At 68.1% G+C, this 18,996-nt stretch carries 19 protein-coding genes; 5 read left to right on the top strand and 14 right to left on the bottom strand.

Annotation, left to right across the window (positions count from 1 at the left end):
• The first annotated feature begins 81 nt into the window (after positions 1-81).
• The gene (locus RWO33_RS06520; protein WP_314103412.1) at positions 82-960 is read left to right on the top strand and encodes a hypothetical protein; all 879 of its coding nucleotides are present in this window, start codon (positions 82-84) and stop codon (positions 958-960) included.
• A 15-nt stretch (positions 961-975) separates the two neighbouring features.
• On the opposite strand, the gene RWO33_RS06515 is transcribed toward RWO33_RS06520, so the two are convergent.
• From RWO33_RS06515 to RWO33_RS06500, 4 genes are all read right to left on the bottom strand, one after another.
• Entirely contained in the window at positions 976-2,286 is a 1,311-nt protein-coding gene (locus RWO33_RS06515; protein WP_314103409.1) for an ABC transporter permease, read from the bottom strand.
• An 11-nt stretch (positions 2,287-2,297) separates the two neighbouring features.
• Entirely contained in the window at positions 2,298-3,455 is a 1,158-nt protein-coding gene (locus tag RWO33_RS06510; protein WP_145481058.1) for an ABC transporter permease, read from the bottom strand.
• Positions 3,456-3,469: 14 nt separating this feature from the next.
• Positions 3,470-4,159, bottom strand: coding sequence for an ABC transporter ATP-binding protein (locus RWO33_RS06505; RefSeq protein WP_314103406.1), 690 nt, complete (start codon positions 4,157-4,159; stop codon positions 3,470-3,472).
• Positions 4,160-4,279: 120 nt separating this feature from the next.
• A complete protein-coding gene (locus tag RWO33_RS06500; RefSeq protein WP_314103403.1) occupies positions 4,280-5,524 on the bottom strand; it encodes an efflux RND transporter periplasmic adaptor subunit in 1,245 nt (414 codons plus the stop codon).
• A 313-nt stretch (positions 5,525-5,837) separates the two neighbouring features.
• On the opposite strand from RWO33_RS06500, the gene RWO33_RS06495 reads away from it, so the two are divergent.
• Both RWO33_RS06495 and RWO33_RS06490 read left to right on the top strand, forming a co-directional pair.
• Positions 5,838-7,097, top strand: coding sequence for a sensor histidine kinase (locus RWO33_RS06495; RefSeq protein WP_314103400.1), 1,260 nt, complete (start codon positions 5,838-5,840; stop codon positions 7,095-7,097).
• Complete coding sequence (locus RWO33_RS06490; RefSeq protein ID WP_314103398.1) at positions 7,094-7,696, top strand: response regulator transcription factor; 603 nt, start codon at positions 7,094-7,096, stop codon at positions 7,694-7,696. Before RWO33_RS06495 ends, RWO33_RS06490 begins: the two co-directional genes overlap by 4 nt.
• Before the next feature lie 57 nt (positions 7,697-7,753).
• Here RWO33_RS06490 and RWO33_RS06485 read toward each other — a convergent pair whose 3' ends face one another.
• The 9 genes from RWO33_RS06485 to RWO33_RS06445 all read right to left on the bottom strand — a co-directional run bounded on the left by RWO33_RS06485 (position 7,754) and on the right by RWO33_RS06445 (position 15,779).
• On the bottom strand, positions 7,754-8,296 hold the full coding sequence (locus tag RWO33_RS06485) for a cytochrome b (RefSeq protein ID WP_314103396.1): 543 nt from the start codon (positions 8,294-8,296) through the stop codon (positions 7,754-7,756).
• A complete protein-coding gene (locus tag RWO33_RS06480; protein WP_314103393.1) occupies positions 8,293-9,402 on the bottom strand; it encodes a catalase family peroxidase in 1,110 nt (369 codons plus the stop codon). The genes RWO33_RS06485 and RWO33_RS06480 overlap by 4 nt, the downstream gene beginning before the upstream one ends.
• 102 nt (positions 9,403-9,504) lie before the next feature.
• On the bottom strand, positions 9,505-10,872 hold the full coding sequence (locus RWO33_RS06475) for a leucyl aminopeptidase family protein (RefSeq protein WP_314103391.1): 1,368 nt from the start codon (positions 10,870-10,872) through the stop codon (positions 9,505-9,507).
• Entirely contained in the window at positions 10,869-11,606 is a 738-nt protein-coding gene (locus RWO33_RS06470; protein WP_314103389.1) for an HAD family hydrolase, read from the bottom strand. The genes RWO33_RS06475 and RWO33_RS06470 overlap by 4 nt, the downstream gene beginning before the upstream one ends.
• Before the next feature lie 44 nt (positions 11,607-11,650).
• A complete protein-coding gene (locus tag RWO33_RS06465; protein WP_314103387.1) occupies positions 11,651-12,751 on the bottom strand; it encodes an AI-2E family transporter in 1,101 nt (366 codons plus the stop codon).
• A 129-nt stretch (positions 12,752-12,880) separates the two neighbouring features.
• A complete protein-coding gene (locus tag RWO33_RS06460) occupies positions 12,881-13,348 on the bottom strand; it encodes a protein sip-5 (protein WP_314103384.1) in 468 nt (155 codons plus the stop codon).
• Entirely contained in the window at positions 13,345-13,842 is a 498-nt protein-coding gene (locus RWO33_RS06455; RefSeq protein ID WP_314103380.1) for a phage holin family protein, read from the bottom strand. The genes RWO33_RS06460 and RWO33_RS06455 overlap by 4 nt, the downstream gene beginning before the upstream one ends.
• A gap of 6 nt (positions 13,843-13,848) precedes the next feature.
• Positions 13,849-14,214 carry a hypothetical protein gene (locus RWO33_RS06450; RefSeq protein WP_070208571.1) on the bottom strand — a complete coding sequence of 122 codons (366 nt, stop codon included), beginning with the start codon at positions 14,212-14,214 and terminating at the stop codon, positions 13,849-13,851.
• A 137-nt stretch (positions 14,215-14,351) separates the two neighbouring features.
• Positions 14,352-15,779 (bottom strand): Do family serine endopeptidase, encoded by a 1,428-nt coding sequence (locus RWO33_RS06445; protein ID WP_145481080.1) that lies wholly within the window; start codon positions 15,777-15,779, stop codon positions 14,352-14,354.
• Between the two features lie 579 nt (positions 15,780-16,358).
• Between RWO33_RS06445 and RWO33_RS06440 the strand changes: the two genes are divergently transcribed.
• Both RWO33_RS06440 and RWO33_RS06435 read left to right on the top strand, forming a co-directional pair.
• A complete protein-coding gene (locus RWO33_RS06440; protein WP_314103376.1) occupies positions 16,359-17,291 on the top strand; it encodes a histone in 933 nt (310 codons plus the stop codon).
• Positions 17,292-17,414: 123 nt separating this feature from the next.
• Complete coding sequence (locus RWO33_RS06435; RefSeq protein WP_314103374.1) at positions 17,415-18,092, top strand: hypothetical protein; 678 nt, start codon at positions 17,415-17,417, stop codon at positions 18,090-18,092.
• 46 nt (positions 18,093-18,138) lie between these two features.
• On the opposite strand, the gene RWO33_RS06430 is transcribed toward RWO33_RS06435, so the two are convergent.
• A complete protein-coding gene (locus tag RWO33_RS06430; protein ID WP_314103372.1) occupies positions 18,139-18,504 on the bottom strand; it encodes a DUF1428 domain-containing protein in 366 nt (121 codons plus the stop codon).
• Positions 18,505-18,996: the final 492 nt, after the last annotated feature.

Raw genomic sequence — 18,996 nt, 5'->3', positions numbered from 1 at the left:
TCGCCCAGTTCCGATGTCTTTGCCTGGCGCGGGCTGCTCCACTCGATTGGCCCGCGCGTGCGGGTCTTGAGGGAGCACGAAATGAAGAACTTGGCGTGGTTGCTGCTGGCGGCGCTGCCGCTGCAGGGCATGGCGCAGGAGCGGATGGAAGATCCCATCGCGCGGCCCTGCTACTACTGTACCAACGACGAGATGTCCGAGCGTGCGAGGTCGCTGGGGGTGGGCGAACATTATGTTTACAACAGCGCAAGCCAGACCAATATCCAGGGCTTCAACGTAACCAATGTGGGCGGGGAGCTGGTGGCCACGCATTTCGTACCGCCGGCCTGGATTCGTACCCAGTACAACGCGATGATGAAGCTCTACCAGTCGTCCAGCGGCCGATTTGTCGACCAGTGGGGTACGGTGAACCTGCAGCCGCCGGGATCGCCGCATGTCTTCATGGAACAGATCCAGCGCGACACGGTGCTGTGGGGGCACCACGTCAGCGACCTCTACCCCCGCCACCTGGAAGCGAGGGAAACCGTTCGCCGCATGCTGACGCGCGCACCGCGCTTCGACTTCCTCAAGGCAGACACCGAGCATGGCCGCATCCTGCGCTTCGAGTCGCAGCTGCAGGGTGGGTCACCGTTGATCTCACGGCTCAACATCCTCTTTTTCCTGGGGTGGGTCGAGTCATTCTTCGATTACGACACCCGACAGTGGGTGTACCTGCAGTCGAGTGATGGCCGTAACCTCATCCAGGAATCAGCGGATGATTTCGTGCGCCCGGACGGCAGCCCGCGTCGCCTGACCAATGACCGGGAATTCGATCCCTACTTCAGGCAGCGCGCCGTCTGGGCGGGCGTGGACGTGGTCGGGACACTGCCACAGCGATATCGGGATGCAACCTACCTGTGTAGTCGCGAGGCAGGGAAAATCCAGTGCCTGCTCCAATCCGTGACCGTGCCCCCGGTGTGATGACATCGCCCTGCATCAGGTCTCCCGCAGGGCAGTGGTGATCGGCAGGCGCGCTGCGCGCAGGGCGGGGAACAACCCGCCCACCAGCCCGATCCCCAGCGCCCACTTCAGCCCGCTCCAGAGCAGCTCGGGCGACACCTTGAACTGGAACACCACCTGGCTGAAGTTGCTGCCGATGGTGGAGACGCTGTAGCCATTGAAGATGGCCCAGGCCACCAGGCCGCCGAGCAGGCCGCCGATCAATGCCAGCAGCATGGTCTCCAGCATGATCGCGGTGACCACCGGCACGCCACGGAAGCCGATCGCGCGCATGGTGGCGATCTCGCGTGCACGGGTGGCCACCGCCGCGTACATGGTGTTGAGCGCACCGAACACCGCGCCCACCGCCATGATCGCGCCGATCACCGTGCCCAGCACCTTGATCAGCGTGTTGAGCCCGCCGCCCTGCTTGGCGTAGTAGGCCTTGGTGGTTTCCACGTCCAGCTTCAGCCGCGGATCGGCGGCGACGCCGGCTTTGAACTGCTTGAAGCCGGCTTCGCCCTCGGTGCGCACGCTGATCGACTGCCAGGCGCTGCGCTGGTAGGTGTTAGCCAGGGTCTCGGCGTCGGTCCACAGCTCCGAATCATGCGCGTCGCCGGAGTTGAACACACCCACCACGGTCCACTGCTGGTTGCCCAGGGTGAGCGTCTTGCCCACCTCCAGCCCGCGGAACTGGCTCTGGGCGCCCTTGCCGACCACGATCTCGCGCAGGCCCGGATTGAAGCGGCGGCCTTCGGTGATCTTCACCCTGTCGTGCACCGCCCAGGCCATCTCGCCCACGCCCCGGAACTGCGCGTTGACGTCGGTACCGTCGCCCTTGGAGACCAGGTTCACCACCTGTGACAGCTCCGGCGAAATCATCGGCTTGCCGTGCGCGTCGCGGGCCACGCCCGGCAGCGTGGACAGCAGCGGCACCTGGTCGCGGGTGATCACCGAATTGGTCTCGGCCTGCGAACCGCCGCGCAGCACGATGGCCGTGGTGTCATCACCGGTGCTGTTGAGCGTGGCCTGGAAGCCCTGGCCCATGGCCAGCATCGCCACCAGCACGCCCACCACGCCGGCGATGCCCACCACCACCACCGAGGACGCACCCCAGCGCTGCGGCAGGCTGGCCACGCCGATGCGGGTGGCGGCCAGCGCCAGCCGCCCGCTGCGGGTGAACAGCAGCCACAGCACCACGCCCACCACCACCGCCAGCACGCCCTGCCACGGCAGCGCGATCCACACCGCCAGCGCGACCGCCAGCAGCAGCACCGACAGCAGATTTCCCACCCATTGCTTCTTCATGTCGGTTCTCCTCAGCGGCCCGCAAGGGCATCGACGATCTTCAACCGCTTGGCGCGCAGCGCCGGCAGCAGGCCCACCACCACCCCGATCAGCAGGATCAGTGCCACGCCCATCGCCCAGGTCGGGGTCGGTACATGCGGCGGCAGCAGCCCCTGCGTCTTCGGCGACAGCACCGGCAGGATGCTGGCGGCCAGGCCCATGCCGATCGCGCCGCCCAGCCCGATCAGCAGCACCGCCTCGATCATCACCAGCACCAGCACCGTGCTGTCCTTGAAGCCCAGCGTCTTCAGCGTGGCCAGTTCCGGAACGCGCTCGCGTACCGCCTGGGCCATGGTGTTGCCGGTCAGCAGCAGCAGGGTGAAGAACACCGCGCCCATGATCGAGGTGACGATCAGCCCGATGTCGGCGAACTGCTTGACGAAGGCCTGCTGGAACGCCGATTCGGTCTGGGTCTTGGTTTCATGGTCGGAGTTGGCCGAGATCGCATCGATGGCCTGGGCCACGCGCGAGGCATGGTCCGGGTTGTCCAGGGTGACGGTGAACCAGCTCACCTGGTTCTTGATGTAGTCGTTGGACTCGTCGAAGTACTTCCAGTTCATCATCAGCTGCCGTTCTTCATTGGCGGCCAGCGTGCGGTCCTTGGAGCGGAAGATGCCCACCAGCTGCAACGGCCAGTCGTTGCTGCCGCCGCGCGGGAAGATGGTGGCCTGCAGCGGGATGGTGTCGCCGATCTTCCAGCCGAACTCCTTTGCCAGGGTCTCGCCGACCACCGCGCCGGTGCGGGTGTCCTGGAACGCCTTGAGCTGCTCGGGCGGCAGCTGCAGTTCGCGGTAGACCTCGAAGTAGTTCGGCGCCACCGAGAAGTTGGCGAAGAAATTCTTCGGGTCCTGGTAGATGCCGCCGAACCACATGCCCGAGGTGACGTCCTTGACCCCGGGAACCTGCCGCACCTGCGGTTCCAGGCGGATCGGCAGGGACTGGGTGATGGACAGGCGCGAGGCGACGATCAGGCGGTTGGCGCCTTCCACGCTGCCGCCGGAACTGAAGGCCACGCGCACCGAGTCGAGCATGCCGAACAGCAGGAACGCGGCCACCACCGAAAGCAGGGTCAGCAGGGTCCGCGTCTTGCTGCGGAACAGCTGCGCCCAGATGAGCGAGAAATACTTCATCGCAGTGACCTCCGTCAGTGGGCCGCAGGCGCGGCGGCCAGCTCGCCCTTGTCCAGGTGCACCGTATGGGTGGCGTACTCGGCGGCCTTCGGGTCGTGGGTGACCATGATGATGGTCTTGCCGTGCTCGCGGTTGAGCTGCTGCAGCAGCAACAGGATCTCCTCGGCCGAAGCGCGGTCGAGGTCGCCGGTGGGCTCGTCGCAGATCAGGAAGGTCGGGTCGGAGACGATGGCGCGGGCGATCGCCACGCGCTGCTGCTGGCCGCCGGACAGCTCATTGGGGCGGTGGCTGCGGCGGTCGGCCAGGCCGACCAGGGTCAACGCGATCTCGGCATTGCGCTTGCGCTGGGCCGCGCCCAGGTGGGTGAGCAGCAGCGGCAGTTCCACGTTCTTCTGCGCGGTGAGCATCGGCATCAGGTTGTAGAACTGGAACACGAAGCCCACGTGGTGGCTGCGCCAGGTGGAGAGCTGGCCGCCGGACATGCGGTCGATGCGCTCGCCCTCGATCTCGATCTCGCCACCGGTCGGGGTGTCCAACCCGCCGATCAGGTTGAGCAGGGTGGTCTTGCCCGAGCCGGACGGGCCCATCAGCGCAACGAAGTCGCCCTTCTGGATGTCCAGGTCGATGCCGTGCAGCACCTGCACCTTCTCGGGACCGCGCTGGTAGGTCTTGGTGATGTTGCGGAGCGAAACCAGGGTGGACATGGGTGGTTCTCCGTGAATCGTTGGAAGAAGAAACCATGCAGGCAGCCGCGCGCATGCGCGCCGGGCCGGCACGGGAATCGCACACCTTCGGTTCGCGACCGGGTCGCGCTACCGCCTTGCTTATTGCGACTGCTTTTCCACCACCGCGCTGCCATCGCGCAGTTCCGGTGGCGGGTTGCTTACCACCTGCTGGCCGGCGCTGAGGCCGGCGGTGACCTGGCGGTCGTTGTTGAGCGCCACGCCTACCGTGACCGGTACCTGCTGCACGCGCTGGTCATCGCCCACCACGAACGCCACCGTCTTCTGCTCGCGCTCGACCAGTGCCGAGGCCGGCACGCGCACGCCCTTCGGCGCGGCGGCCTGGGCCGGCGCGGCCGATTCCAGGAAGCTCACCCGCACGCCCATTTCCGGCACGATGCGCGGGTCTTTCACCTTCAGTGCCACGCGCACCTTGACCGTGGCCTTGCCGCGGTCGGCGGTGGGAACGATCGCGATCACCTCGGCCGGGATCTTCCACTCCGGGTACGCATTGAGCGTGGCTTCCACCGGCATCTTCGGCTGCACGCGGCCAATGAAGGCTTCGCCGACTTCCACTTCGATCTCCAGCGAGTCCATGTCGACGATGGTGCCGATACCGGTGCGGGTGAAGCCGCCGCCGGCCGACAGCGGCGACACGATCTCGCCCGGCTGTGCCGCCTTGGCGGTGACCACGCCGGAGAACGGCGCGCGTACCACGTTGTTGTCCACGCCCAGGTCGGCAATCGCCAGCGAGTCGCTGGCGACCTTGGTATTGCGCTGGGCGGTGCGCAGCTGTGCGCGCAGGCTGTCGCGCTGGGCCATGGCCAGGTCGAACTGCGAGCGCGAGACCAGCTGCTGGTCCACCAGTTTCTGCAGGCGCCCGGCTTCGGCATCGGCCTGGGCCACCTGGGCCTGCAGGCCGGCCAGCTGGCTGCGCGCGGCTTCCAGCTGCGACGCCGACAGGCTGCGCTGGGCGTTGGCATCGATCGGGTCAAGGGTCGCCATGACCTGGCCTTCTTCCACCCGCATGCCTTCTTCGATCATCACCTCGCGTACCTTGCCGGTGATCTTGGCCGACACGGTGGCCATGCGCCGGGCCACCACGTAGCCGCTGGCGTCGAGCACCGAGCTGCTGGCGGTGCCCTGCTGGATCGCCACCACCGGCGCGGTGGTCACCTCGATGGGCCGTTCGCGACCGAACACGAACCAGGCGACAGCGCCCAGAAGCAGCAGGGCCACGATGGCCAGCACGATCCACAGGCCACGGCGTGGCGACGAAGGCGGCGGGGCCGATCCCTTCCTGCGGTCGATGCGGAGTTCCTTGAGCAGTTCAGCGGATGCGTTCATCGTGAGTCTGGACGTGGAATCGGGCCGAGTGTGACCGCAACCATGGTTGCGGGCAAACCGGCGGGGTGCCGGGTGGGGCAAAGCATGCCTGCGCGGCGGGGTCAGCGGCAGTGACAGCTGTCATCCGAACCAGGTGATTCAGTCCACTGCCCAAGCCAGCCCCGCCAAGGGATCGTAGAGCCACGCCCTGCGTGGCTGCGCGGTCCCCAGGCCAAGCGTGATCCAGGCACCGCGCAGCCACGCAGGGCGTGGCTCTACCCCACTGGAAGCTGCCATGATCGCGCCTCGACCCTCGTCCGACCGGGAACCCACCATGTTGCCCCGCTGGCTTGCCTCCCTGCTTCGCCCCGCGCCGGATTCGGCCGTGGCCGACAACCTGCGGCGGGGAAAGCCCGCCTGGTCCGACGCGGTGCACCTGTTGTGGACCGGCTGGGTCTTCCTCACCCCGATGTTCGGCGGTGGCTTCACCCTGCTCTGGCTGTGGCTCACCCTGCTGACCTACCCGGTATTCCTGGCCCTGTACGCCCGCCAGCTGCTGTCGCCGCGCCGGCATGCGCCGCGCTACGCGATGGCGATGGTGGCCATGGGCCTTGCGCTGCTGCCGTGGTACCCGTCGGGCATCAGCTACTTCATCTTCGGCTGCGTCACGCTACGGGTGTGCCGTACCGGCAGCGCGTGGCGCTACCTGGCGCAGCTGGCCGCGCTGAACGCGGCGTTCGTGGCCATCGCGCTGTGGGTGGGCTATCACTGGCAGCTGGTGGTGTGGATTCCGTCGATGGCGTTCATCATCGGCGTCATCATCAATGTGGAAAGTACCAACAAGGACCGCGATGCGGCCCTGCAGCTGTCGCAGGACGAAGTGCGCCGGCTGGCCGCGACCGCCGAGCGTGAGCGCATCGGCCGCGACCTGCATGACCTGCTCGGCCACACCCTGTCGATGATCACCCTGAAGCTGGAGCTGTCGCGCAAGCTGTTCGACCGCGACCCCGAGCGCGCCCGGCTGGAAATCACCGAAGCCGAGGCCGTGGCCCGGCAGGCGCTGGCCGAAGTGCGCAGCGCGGTCACCGGCATCCGTGCCAGCGACCTGGCCGCCGAACTGGCGGCCGCACGGTTGCTGCTGGAGTGCCAGCACGTGCACCTGCACTACAGTGCGCCGCCACCGATGCCGGTGGAGGTGGAACGAGGGCTGGCGCTGGTGCTGCGCGAGGCGGTCACCAACATCGCGCGGCATGCCGATGCGCGGCAGGCTTGGGTCTCGTTCGCGCAGGAAGGGCGCACGCTGTCGCTGCAGGTCCGCGATGACGGCCGGGGCGGCGTGCAGGTGGACGGCAACGGGCTGGCCGGCATGCGCGAACGCGTGGCGGCGCTGCGCGGCACGCTGCGGCTGCAGTCCACGCGCGGGGAGGGCACCACGGTGGCCGTGCAGGTGCCGCTGCCTGCGGCGACCACGTCCACGTCTGTGCAGCAGGAGCTGGCCCCGACGAAAGCGCCTGAGGCGAGCGTCACGCCGACCACGACCGTGGCAGCCGTTGCCGGTCTGCCCGCGCAGGCACTCGGCGAGGCGACGCCATGATCCGTATCGTGCTGGCCGAAGACCAGGCCATGGTGCGCGGCGCGTTGTCGGCGCTGCTCGGGCTGGAGCCGGACATCGAGGTGCTGGGTGCGGCCGCCGACGGCGAGGCGGCGTGGCGCATGCTGCAGCAGCTGCAGCCGGACATCCTGGTCACCGACATCGAAATGCCGGGATTGTCAGGCCTGGAGCTGGCGCAGCGGATCGCGCGGCAGGGGTTGCCGATCAAGGTGGTGATCGTGACCACCTTCGCGCGCTCGGGCTTCCTGCGCCGCGCGCTGGATGCCGGCGTGTGCGGCTACCTGCTCAAGGACGCACCGGCCGAAAAGCTGGCCGACGCACTGCGCCAGGTGCAGCACGGTGGCCGCGCCATCGACCCACAGCTGGCGCTGGATGCATGGTCGCAGGCCGACCCGCTGAACGACCGCGAGCGCCAGGTGCTGCGCCTGTCCGGCGACGGTCGCTCGGCCAGCGAGATCGCCACCCAGCTGGGCCTGTCGCACGGCACCGTGCGCAATTACCTCTCCGAGTGCATCGGCAAGCTCGGCGTCGCCAACCGCATCGAGGCCTATCGCCTGGCCCGGCAGAAAGGATGGTTGTAGCCACCAACGGTGGCGACAACCATCCGGTAGCACACGACCGTTGGTCGTGTGCCCTTGTCAATGGTCTCTCGGCCCCTTCGCCATCGCCTGGAACACCCCATCGCGCCGCACCCACAGGTGGAACAGCGCCGCACTCAGGTGCACCACCACCGTGGCGAACAACGCATACGCAAGCACGCTGTGCGCGCCGCGCAGCGCGGCATACAACGCCACGTCATGCGGCAGGATCGGCGGCAGCAGCACGCCCTTCCACATCTGGATCGGGTAACCACCGGCCGACAGCATCGCCCAGCCCACCAGCGGCATCGCCAGCATCAACCCGTACAGCACCCAATGCGACGCATGCGCCGCGAACACCTGCCACGCCGGCAGGTCGGCCGGCAGCGGCGGCGGCCGGTGCCGCAGCCGGTTCACCAGCCGCACCACCGCCAGCAGCAGGATCGCAATCCCCAGCGGCCGGTGCAGGTCCACCAGCATCGGCCGCCAGTGCAGCGACGCCACCATGGTCACGCCCACGAACAGCATGGTCAGGATCAGCACCGCCATCAGCCAGTGCAGGACGCGCGCGGTGAGATTGAAGTGGCCGGCATCGCGGTTCATTGCGCCTTCTCCTGGTCGCGCGCCGCCTTGCCGCCGGCAAGCTCCCGCTCGCGGCGGTTGAACGATTCGGAATACACCGCCGAGCGTGCCGCCAGGATCGGGTCATCGGTACCGGCGATGCCACTGGGCAGGATCAGCGGATCGAAGTTCACGTTGTTGCAGGCGCCGCCGGCCTGCGGCTGCATCGCGGTGAGGCTGAGCGTGCCGGCCTTTACCCGGCGCCGGTCGTCGGGCCAGGCAATGGAGGGGTCGTTGATGTCATCGCCATCGCCGGCCAGCGTCACCCACATGTCCCAGCGCACCGGCCCCTGCGCCAGCCGCTGCGCGAATTCGTCGGCCAGGTAATCCAGCCCGGCCTGCGCGCGCTGTTCGGGACTCATTGCTTCGAATGCGGCCTGCGGGCGCATGCTCCAGCGCACTGCGTGTTCGTTGCCATCGGCGGCGGTGAAGCGGAAGCTGTTCACCCCGTTGTAGTCGGTATTGGCCCAGCTGGTCGACCACGGCGCGCTCTTGGCCCATTCGCCGAACGCACGCGCGGACGGGTACTTCGCGGCGATGGCCGCCATCTTCGCCGGGTCCGGCTTGCCGGTGGCCGGGTCGGGAATGCCGGCGCGGGTCTGTTCCAGGAACGCCTCGGTGGTGGGCACGGCGAAGAACGGGAAGCTGTTCATCGCCATGCGCCATTCCTGGCCGTCGTCGGTCACCAGCTGCAGCGCCATGCTGCGGACCCGCGCGCTGGCGTCGGCACCATGCGGGTCACCGCCGCCGATCGACAGCCGGCCCAGCACCGGCACCTGCTGCTGGCGGAACACCCGCGCCGAACTCAGCGCGGCGCCGTCCGGCGAGCCCTGGAAGGTGCCGCTGACGCACACGCCCTTGCTGTGCGCGCGGCGGAAGCCGGGGTGGTTGGCGCCGGTGGCTTCAATGGTGTCGGTGAAGGTCTGCGCGGTAACGCGGTCGCGGCCCAGCCAGCCGGCCAGCCAGGCGAAGGCCAGTACCACCACACCGGCGATCAGCGCGATCAGCGCGATCCACAGCAGCGGCGAATGGGGCGGGCGCGGGGCATCCGGCTCGCGGCCGGCGCGGGTGTAGCGAAAGAGCGACATGGGCCGTTACCTGCCTTCTCGAACGTGAGCGGGGTGGGTGGGGCCCATGGTCGCAGAACCCCCGCCACGCCGATATTCACATTTTCGACAACATTCGGCCGATCAGGCGTAGCGCCCCTTCAACATCGTCCACGCCGACCGCAACGCCAGCGCCTCGCCACCGGCCGGGCGGCCCGGGCGTTCGCCATCGTTCCAGGCATACACGTCCAGGTGCGCCCACACCTGGCCTTCGCCGATGAAGCGTTCCAGGTATAGCGCCGCGGTGACCGAGCCGGCCATGCGCGAACCGGCGTTGGCCAGGTCGGCAATGCCGCTGTGCAGGTAGCGCAGGTACGGGCGCCACAACGGCATGCGCCAGACCGGGTCGCGGGTGCTCTCACCGGCCTGCAGCCACTGCTGGGCCAGCGTGTCGTTGTTGCTGAACAGCGCCGGCAGGTCCGGGCCCAGCGCGATCCGCGCCGCACCGGTGAGGGTGGCGAAGTCCAGCACGATCTCCGGGCTCTGCTCGCTGGCGTAGGTCAGCGCGTCGCACAGCACCAGGCGGCCTTCGGCGTCGGTGTTGTCGATCTCGATGCTCAGGCCCTTGCGGGTGGCGATGACTTCGCCCGGGCGGAACGCGTCCGGCCCGATCGCGTTTTCCACCGCCGCGATCAGCAGGGTCAACTGCACCGGCAACTCCTGCGCCATCACCAGCCCGGCCAGTGCCAGCGCATGCGCGGCGCCGCCCATGTCCTTCTTCATGTTGCGCATGCCGTCGGCCGGCTTGATGTCCAGCCCGCCGGTGTCGAAGCACACGCCCTTGCCCACCAGCGCCACGTGCGGGCGACCGGCCTGGCCCCAGCGCAGCGCGATCAGGCGCGGCGCGCGGTGCGAAGCGCGGCCCACGGCGTGGATGGCCGGGAAGTTCTGCTCCAGCAGCGCATCGCCCGTGATCACCTCGACCTGCGCACCGTGTGCGGCGGCCAGTTCACGCGCGGCGTCTTCCAGCTGCTGCGGGCCCATGTCTTCGGTGGGCGTGTTGACCCAGTCGCGCACGCGCAGGCTGGCGGTGATCACATCGCGCACTTCGGGTGCCGGGGTTGCCAGCAGCTGCGCCGGGGCGCGGTTGGGCTTGCGGTAGCGCGCGAAGCGGTAGCTGCCCAGGCCCCAGCCCAGGTGCAGCAGGGTTTCGATCTCGCCGGGCAGCGCGTCGGCCAGCTGCCAGACCGTGCCTTCCGGCAGCGCGAACGGCGCATGCGCATAGGCATAGGCATCGCCCAGGTCGCCCACGCCGACGATCGCGCCGGCCAGGCCGTGCGGGCCCGGCAGCAGCACCACGCTGCCACCGCTGCCGTTGAAATGCTGCGCGTCCAGCCAGGCAACCAGCGTCTCGTCCTGCTGCGCCCGCCATGCCGCGAACTGCTCGCGCTCCATGACATGCAGCGGCAGGGCCTTGGCCGAATCGGTGGTGAAGCCGGTGATCTGGGTCATGCGGGGTCGTGCTCCGTTCGTGGACGGGCGTGCTGCGCCGATGCGTTCGCATCGAGCCAGTCGGCCAGTCCGGTCAGGGTGTCGAACTGCAGGTCGGGCTGCAGCGAAGGATGGTGCCAGGTGTGTTCGACGCGGTTGATCCAGCAGCCGCGCAGGCCGGCCTGCATCGCGCCGACCACGTCCATCTCGACGTGGTCGCCCACGTGCAGCACCTGCGCCGGGGGCACGCCCAGGCGGTCGCAGGCGGCGTGGAAGATGCTGGCGGCCGGCTTGGCCGCACCGTGTTCGCGCGAGCCGAGCTGGAACACGAAGTGGTGGTCCAGGCCGATGCGGGCCAGGTCGGCATTGCCATTGCTGAGCGCGGCCACCGGCACCCGCGCGGCGATGCGGGCCAGCGCCTCGATCGCATCGGGGTAGCACTCCACCTGGTTGCGCGCGGCGTAGAACGCCTCGTAAGCCGGTTCCAGCAGGGCCAGGTCGGCGCCGCTGTTTTCCAGCGCTTCGCGCAGGGTCAACCGGCGCAGCGCGCTCAGGTCGTAGTGCAGGTGCGGGTTGTCGCGGAAGGAGCGCTCGCGCAGCTCACGCATCGCCGCCACCGGATACATCGCGGCGGTGGCGGGGCTGTGCTGGAGCATCCACTCGTGCAACACCTGGTCGATGCGGGCGCCGATGGGGGCGAACGGCCACAGGGTGTCGTCGAGGTCGAGGGTGATGGCTTGGACGGGAAAATTCACCCGGTCATTCTACGCCTGTGGGGGCAGCCACGCAGGGCGTGGCTCTACTCCAGCAGCTTCGCCCAGCCCTGGGTGCCGTCCAGCCGTGCCAGCACCAGCTTGATGCAGACCAGCAGCGGCACCGACAGCAGCAGGCCGACGATGCCCCACAGCCAGCCGAACACCATCAGCGCCAGGATCAGGATCAGCGGCGAAATCGCCATCTGCCGCCCCAGCACGATCGGGGTCACGATCTGCCCTTCGATGGTATGCAGGGCCAGGTAACACGCGGCCGGCAGCATCGCCTTGAACGGATCGCTGAACTCCACGAAGCCCATCAGCAGCATCAGGGTCACCCCGATCAGCGGACCCACGTAGGGCGCGAAGTTCAGCAGCGCGGCCACCGTGCCCCACAGCAGGGCTTCCTGCAGGCTGATCCCGAGCAGCAGCAACACCCCGGAAAACACCAGCCCCACCAGCGTGTTGATCACGGTGATGGTCAGCACGTAGCGCGACACCTCGCGTTCGATCGAACGCAGGATATCGGCGGTGAAGCGCTGCTGCTGGCGGCTGGGGAACAGGGCGATGGCGTGCCGCTGCAGGTTCTGTCCGTAGATCATGAAGAACAGGGTCAGCAGCACCACCGCCAGCACCGACGCGGCCAGCCGCGGCGCGCGGGTCAGCACCTTGTAGGGATCATCCAGCTGGGTGCGCACCACCTGTACCCGGCGGCTGCCTTCGCCGCCGGCCACGCGGGCGAAATTCTCCGCCGCCAGGTTGGCCTGCTGCACCGGCTTGGTCAGGTTCTGCACCTGGCGGGCGACCTTGCGCAGCTGCTGCGGGGCTTCCTGCGCCCAGTCCATTGCCGGACCGACCAGCTGCACGCCCAGCGCGGTGGCACCGCTCAGGCCCACCCCGATCACCAGCACCGCACCGAGGAAGCGCGGAATCCACAGCCGGCCCAGGAAGCGGATGATCGGATTGCCGACCAGCGCGAAGAACATCGCCAGCAGTACCGGCAGGATGACCTCCTGCGCGGCCCACAAGGTGAAGCACACCGCCAGGAAGGCCAGCACCACCAGCGACATTGGCGCGCGTGGGCGCGGTGCGGGCGGCGGGGGCGCGACGAGGTCAGCGTCGGCAGGGGAAGGCGCAGGAACGCTCATGCAGGTCGCACGCTGGAGAGGAGACGCATTATTGGGCAACCCGGGTGCGTGCGGCGTGTGGAGTCGGTAGCGTCGGCCGTTGGCCGGCCTACGGGTTACGGAGGGCCGGCCGACGGCCGGCGCTACCGGTCAACGTTCGGAAACGTCGGTGGCTGCTTCCGCCGGCTGCGGCTGTGGCTGCGCCGCTTCCTGCGTAGCGGTCACCCGGGCCCTGGGCGCAGCGGCAGGCGCTGCCGCCCGCACGGGTGCCACCGGGGTGGGATCGACCGCTTCTTCCACCTTGTCTGCCGCCTGCTCGGCGGTATCGGCGGCCTCGCTGGCCTGCATCGAGGCGAATGCCGCCTGCGCGCTGGCCATCAGGTTGGACACCGAACCGATCATCTGCAGCCAGCGCGCGCCATGGAAACGGGTCTTGCCCGGTTCCAGCTTGCCGGCGATGAAGCCGCCGACCAGGCCCACGCTGACGATGCGCAGCGGCGTCCAGCCCTCCCGCCAGGCCTGGCTGAGGGTGAACCAGTTGCACTGGGTCTCGTCGACCCGGATCGACACCACTTTTTCCGCGCGCTTGACGCGGTGGCGCAGGGCTTCGAATTTCATGGCGAACGCTCCGTGCCTTCGTCCTGGGCTTCGGCATCATCATCGCTGGGCTCATCGAACAGGCCCAGGCGCGCAAGCTGCCGACGCGTGGCATGCATGCCGGTATGGCGGAAGAAGAACGACACCCGCCAGATGGAGTAGCCGGTCACCGCCAGGCTGACCAGTGAGGTGATCAACAGCGACTGGAACCAGGACAGGCCCCAGCGCTGCATGAGCGCGATCAGGGTGCCGGCCAGCAACAGCCAGGCCGAGGCGCCGAATACGATCGCCACCCCGCTCCAGGCCAGCGCTCGACCGAACGCGCTGCGCGCCAGGGCGAATTCGAACGACGCCAGCCGCCGCAACGAACGCAGGGTGTGCTTGCCCGAATCAACGGTGGCACGCCCGGCCTGGCCGATCTCGCGGATGCTTTCATCCAGGCGCGGCGCGCCGGCATCGCCGTCGGGTGGAGCGGAGGCTCCACCGTCCGGGGTCGACTGTGCTTGATCGCTCACGCCGACTTACTTGTCGCCGCCGCTGCGGGCCAGCTTGGCAATGATCCAGCCAGCCGCGAAGGCCACGCCGAACGAGGCCAGCGGGCGCTCGCGGATCAGCTCGGCGGCGCTGTCGACCAGGTCCTTGCCCTTGTCCATCAGCGCATCGACCTGTTCCTTGGCGGCGGCACCGCCGAATTCAGCCGCGGCCAGACCCGACAGTGCGGTGTCGGACAGCTCGGCCTTGACGTTGGCACGGCCAATGCGCAGCTCGTCGCCGGCCGCACCGGTGGCGCCCTTGATCGCACCGCCGGCGGCGCTGGCGGCCGACTTCAGGTGCGAGCCGGCTTCGCCCAGGTGTTCCTTGAGGTTTTCGGTGTTGGTGGGGCTCATTATGTGTCTCCGTTAGGTAAGCGATGGGGCAGGTGACCGCGGAAGAACCCGTCGGCAACGAACACAAGGTAATAGCACCGGGCGGGTGTAGAGGGCGTCAGCTGGCGTGATCCGCACGCGAAGGCGGCCTGACCGGTTCAGCGCATCACCAGGTCGCCGCGCGCATTGCCGCGCACGATCCGCAGCACCAGCTGCTGCGGCGGCTTCTGGAAATTGGCGCGCCAGCTGGCCAGGTCGGCGAATTCACCCACGCTGGCCTGGATGATCACATCGCCCGCGGCCAGCCCGGAGTTCGCTGCACGGCTGCCGCGCTTGACCTCGCTGACCATGACCCCGCCGTCGCCGGCCTGGCGCAGCGTCTCGGGCAGGTCGACGAAGGTGGCGCCGGCCAGGCGCGGATCCAGCGACTCGCCGGCCACCGCACGCGGCTGTTCCTTCAGCGTGGCTTTGAGCTGCAGCGCCTTGCCGTCGCGGCGCACGTCCAGGTTCAGCGCGCTGCCCACCGGCTGCAGGCCTTCCACGTTGTGCAGCGCCTGCGCGCTGTCCACGCGCTGGCCGTTGGCCGCGACCACTACGTCGCCCGGCTTCAACCCACCCGCTGCCGCGCCGGAACCGGCCAGCACGCGGGTAACCAGCGCGCCACGCGCCTCGCTCAGGCCCAGGTTCTGCGCCAGCGCCTGGGTCAGGTTCTGCGCCTCGATCCCCAGCGTGCCGCGCACGACCACACCATGCTTGACCAGCTGGTCCACCACGTCGCGAGCCAGGTTGGTGGGAATGGCCAGGCCCAGGCCGATGTTGCCGGCCATGCTGCCCTGCGGATTGAAGCTGGCGGTGTTGATGCCCACCAGCTGGCCCTGCAGGTTGACCAGCGCGCCGCCGGAATTGCCCGGGTTGATCGAGGCGTCGGTCTGGATGAAGTTCTGGTAGCCCAGCCCACGGATGCCGGTGCGGCCGACCGCCGACACGATGCCCGACGTCACCGTCTGGCTGAAACCGAACGGATTGCCGATCGCCACCACGAAGTCGCCCACGCGCAGTTGTGCGCTGTCGCCGAGCGGCAGCGCGGTGAGCTTGTCCGCCGGAATGCGGATCAGCGCCACGTCGGTGTCGCGGTCCGAACCAAGGAACTCGGCCTTGACCGTGCGCCCATCCGACAGGGTCACCTGCACGTCGTCGGCGTTGTCGATCACATGGTGGTTGGTCAGCACCAGGCCCTCGGCAGCGTCGATGATCACCCCCGAGCCCAGCGATTCATTGATGCGCTCCTGCGGCACTTCCGGGAACAGGCGGCGGAAGAACGGATCATTGAAGTAGGGGTTGCGGACCCGCACCACCTGCTTTGTGTTGACGCTGACCACCGCCGGCATCACCCGTTCCAGCATCGGGGCCAGCGACGGCAGCGGCTGCCCGGCCACCGACGCCGGCAACGCAGCCGTGGCCGGAATCGCCAACGACGCCGGCGCCGCCTCGGCGCGATTGTCCAGGTGGGCGTTGATCGCGGAGGCGACGAAGCCACCGAAGGCGGCAGCAAGCGCGAGCGTAAGCAGGGTCGGAAGCGGTCGCATGGGAGTCCGGGTTGGGGCAGGGAACGGGTATACGGTAATTCAAGCGCCTCGAGTCTGTCCGGCAACGCCTGAAAACCGGATGAGCGGCGCCCCCCACACCCGGTCGCCGTTACAGCGGATCCCGCTCGGCAGGGAGCGGCCGGACTGCACCAGGTCGCCAGAAAACCGTCGCACCTCCCCGGTAGGGTCGGTCCCCAGACGACCGCCAATAGCGCCCATCGCCCCGGTAACGCATGGACCCCAAACGAAGAAACGCTCCACAGCCCGAGCAGAAATTCCCCCACATCCAGCGCACTTGTGCAGGAAAGGGCAACGGAATGTCCGCGCACGACCATCAACTCCAGACCCGCACCACCCGCCGCCACGCACGCGAAACGCGCCACGCGTGCACGCGCGGGAAACACGCGCACCGCTGTTTTAAAGCGCTTTTCCACACCAGCACGGCACACGCGTGTTGCATTCGTCGCATCTCCCCAGCACATCCGCGCCTCATCCGCTGCGACAAGACCGTTCCACCCGGGACCGCGCCGGTATAGCATCGCCAGCGAAATCACTGACCAGGCCCCTCAGGAGGGCAACATGAGCAACGGAAATGGTGTGACCGCGACCCTGTCGCAGGGCGTCGAGAGCGTGAAAGAAACCGCCGAAGGCGTGGGCGAAACCATCGCGCACACCGCCGAAGAAGTGGTCGCCAAGGTAAAGAAGACCGCCAAGCGCGCGCGCAAGGCTGCCACCACCCAGGTGGCCAAGGTCACCAAGGCGGTCAAGAAGGCTGAGAAGACCGTCGCCAAGAAGGCCGACAACGCCGCCAAGTCGGTGGGCAAGACCCTGGCCAGCGCCAAGAAGAAGCTGGAAGCGGCCAAGTCCAATGCCAAGGCCGAAGCGGCTGCGCTGACCAAGAAGGTCGCCAAGAAGAAGGCCGCCGCCGACAAGGCCGTGACCAAGACCACCAAGGCCGCCAAGAAGGTTGCCGGCAAGAAGGTCGCCACCGCCAAGAAGGCCGTGACGAAGAAGACCGCTGCGGCCAAGAAGGTCGCCGGCAAGAAGGTCGCAACTGCCAAAAAGGCTGTCGCCCGCAAGTCGGCCACCGCCAAGAAGGCCGTGACCAAGAAGACCGCGACCGCCAGGAAGGTTGTCGGCAAGAAGGTCGCTACCGCAAAGAAGGCCGTTGCCAAGAAGTCGGCCACCGCCCGCAAGGTTGCTGGCAAGAAGACCGTGGCCGCGCGTAAGACGGTTGGCAAGAAGGTCGCCACCGCCAAGAAGGCGGTCGCCCGCAAGTCGGCCGCCACCAAGAAGGCCGTTGGCAAGAAGACCGCCGTTGCCCGCAAGTCGGTCGGCAAGAAGGTCGCCGTCGCCAAGAAGACCGTTGCCCGCAAGTCGGCAGCCACCAAGAAGGCCGTCGGCAAGAAGACGGCCGTGGCCAGGAAGGCCGTCGCCCGCAAGGCCGCCCCGGCCAAGCGCGCTGCCAAGACCGTGGCCCGCAAGGCCCCGGCCAAGCGCGCCCGCAAGTAAGCGTCAGCACGGCGCCTGCCCCCGGGCGGGCGCCGTGAGCACCCACGTGAACACGCCGCAGCAACGCGGCTTCCGGTAGAACGCAGGACCATCCAGCCACCACGGCGGGGAGTCTGCACACCGATGCGCAACCTGGACTTCAGTTCCTGGCAGGCCATGCTCTCGACCCTGGTCGGGCTGGCCGTCATCACCCTGGTCGGCGTGGGTATCCGCCTGGTCTTCATGCAGACCCTGCAACAGCGCCGCGAGCGCGAGAACCGCCAGATCAACGAGCGGCTGCGTACCTTGATCGCCGCTTACAAGACCCTGGGTGGGTCATTCACCGGGGCGCTGCACGTCGACCCCCGCCACCTGCGCGACCTGCGCCAACTGCCCAGCGAAGAAGACGACACCCTGGATCTGCCGCTCAACACCGGTAGCGACCGTGCGCGCCGGATCCGCGATGCGGTAGAAGCGGCGCTGTCCGACATCGTGCTACTGGGTACCGACGAACAGGTGCGGCTGGCCGCGCATGCCGCCAATGAACTGGCCGAAGGCCGCGCCGTGCCCACCGCCGAACTGGTGGTGTCGCTGCGCGACTTCATCCGCGAAGCGCTGGACCTGGCGCCCATTCCCAGCAGCGTGACCATTCCCCGCCAGGGACCCGCGCGTCCCGCGCCGGGGGGCGCGCGCGGCAGACCTGATGGCGGCGACGGCAGCGGCGGGAAGGGCGGTGCAGGCGGCGGCATGGGGGGCATGGGCGGTGGCATGGGCATGGGCAGTGCGCACCGCATGGACGACGACAGCAGCCATACCCGCTGAACCGGGTGGGTGGCTGCCTGCGTCGTCGCCGCCGTCCGGTCGAGGATTACCGCTTGCCGCCCAGATCCACGATCGGAACGAAGCCGCCATAGATCATCCGCTTGCCGTCGAACGGCATCGGGTTTTTCTCCGGATCCATGCGCGGGTCGCTCATCATCTTCTCCATGCAGGCATCGCGCGTGGACTTGTCCGGCCACTCGACCCAGGAGAACACCAACGTTTCATCGTCCTTGGCTTCGACCGCGCGGAAGAAGTCGGTCTGCTTGCCGCGGGGGACATCATCGGCCCAGCATTCGACGACGCGCGTGGCGCCGAAGTCGATGAATACCGAGTCGCCTTCATTGGCGTGATCGATGAACTTCTGTTTGTTGGCGGTGGGTACGGCCAGTACGAAACCGTCGATATAGGACATCTGCAGCCTCCGGTCACCGGTGCGCCAGGCTGGGCACCTTCACAGGTACGACGCATGGGCGTGGGGGAAATCGACAGTGCGCCTGGCCTCCGTCAAATCACGTGATGGCTCCCTGTTCATGCGGTGTCATCGCGCAGAATCAATCGCTTGTGCGCGGCGCGAGCCACACGGGAGTGGGGCCGGGGTCAGAAAAACCCTAACCACAGTGAGGAACATCCTGATGTTTACCGGACCGTGTTCAGCACACTATGCAGAAGCCGGGCAGGGCCTACCCCAAGAGACCTGCGGTGCGACGCCCCTGCTGCGTCAGCCGGTGCAATACGGAAGATGGGCGCGTTAGCCGACTACTCCCCAAGAGCGGCTTCCCCAACGCGCGACGCCCCGCGAGGGTATCGTCGTGACCGGATTCCATTCTGCGTTGCCGTGCCGTTCTGGCCGGTATGCCGCTCCAGGATTGTTTGCGAACGCTCAGCTACCGCGCTGACACGCATG

It is taken from the genome of uncultured Stenotrophomonas sp. (genome assembly GCF_963519925.1).
Classification (GTDB): domain Bacteria; phylum Pseudomonadota; class Gammaproteobacteria; order Xanthomonadales; family Xanthomonadaceae; genus Stenotrophomonas; species Stenotrophomonas maltophilia_AE.
This window is presented reverse-complemented; position numbering and strand designations above follow the sequence as displayed.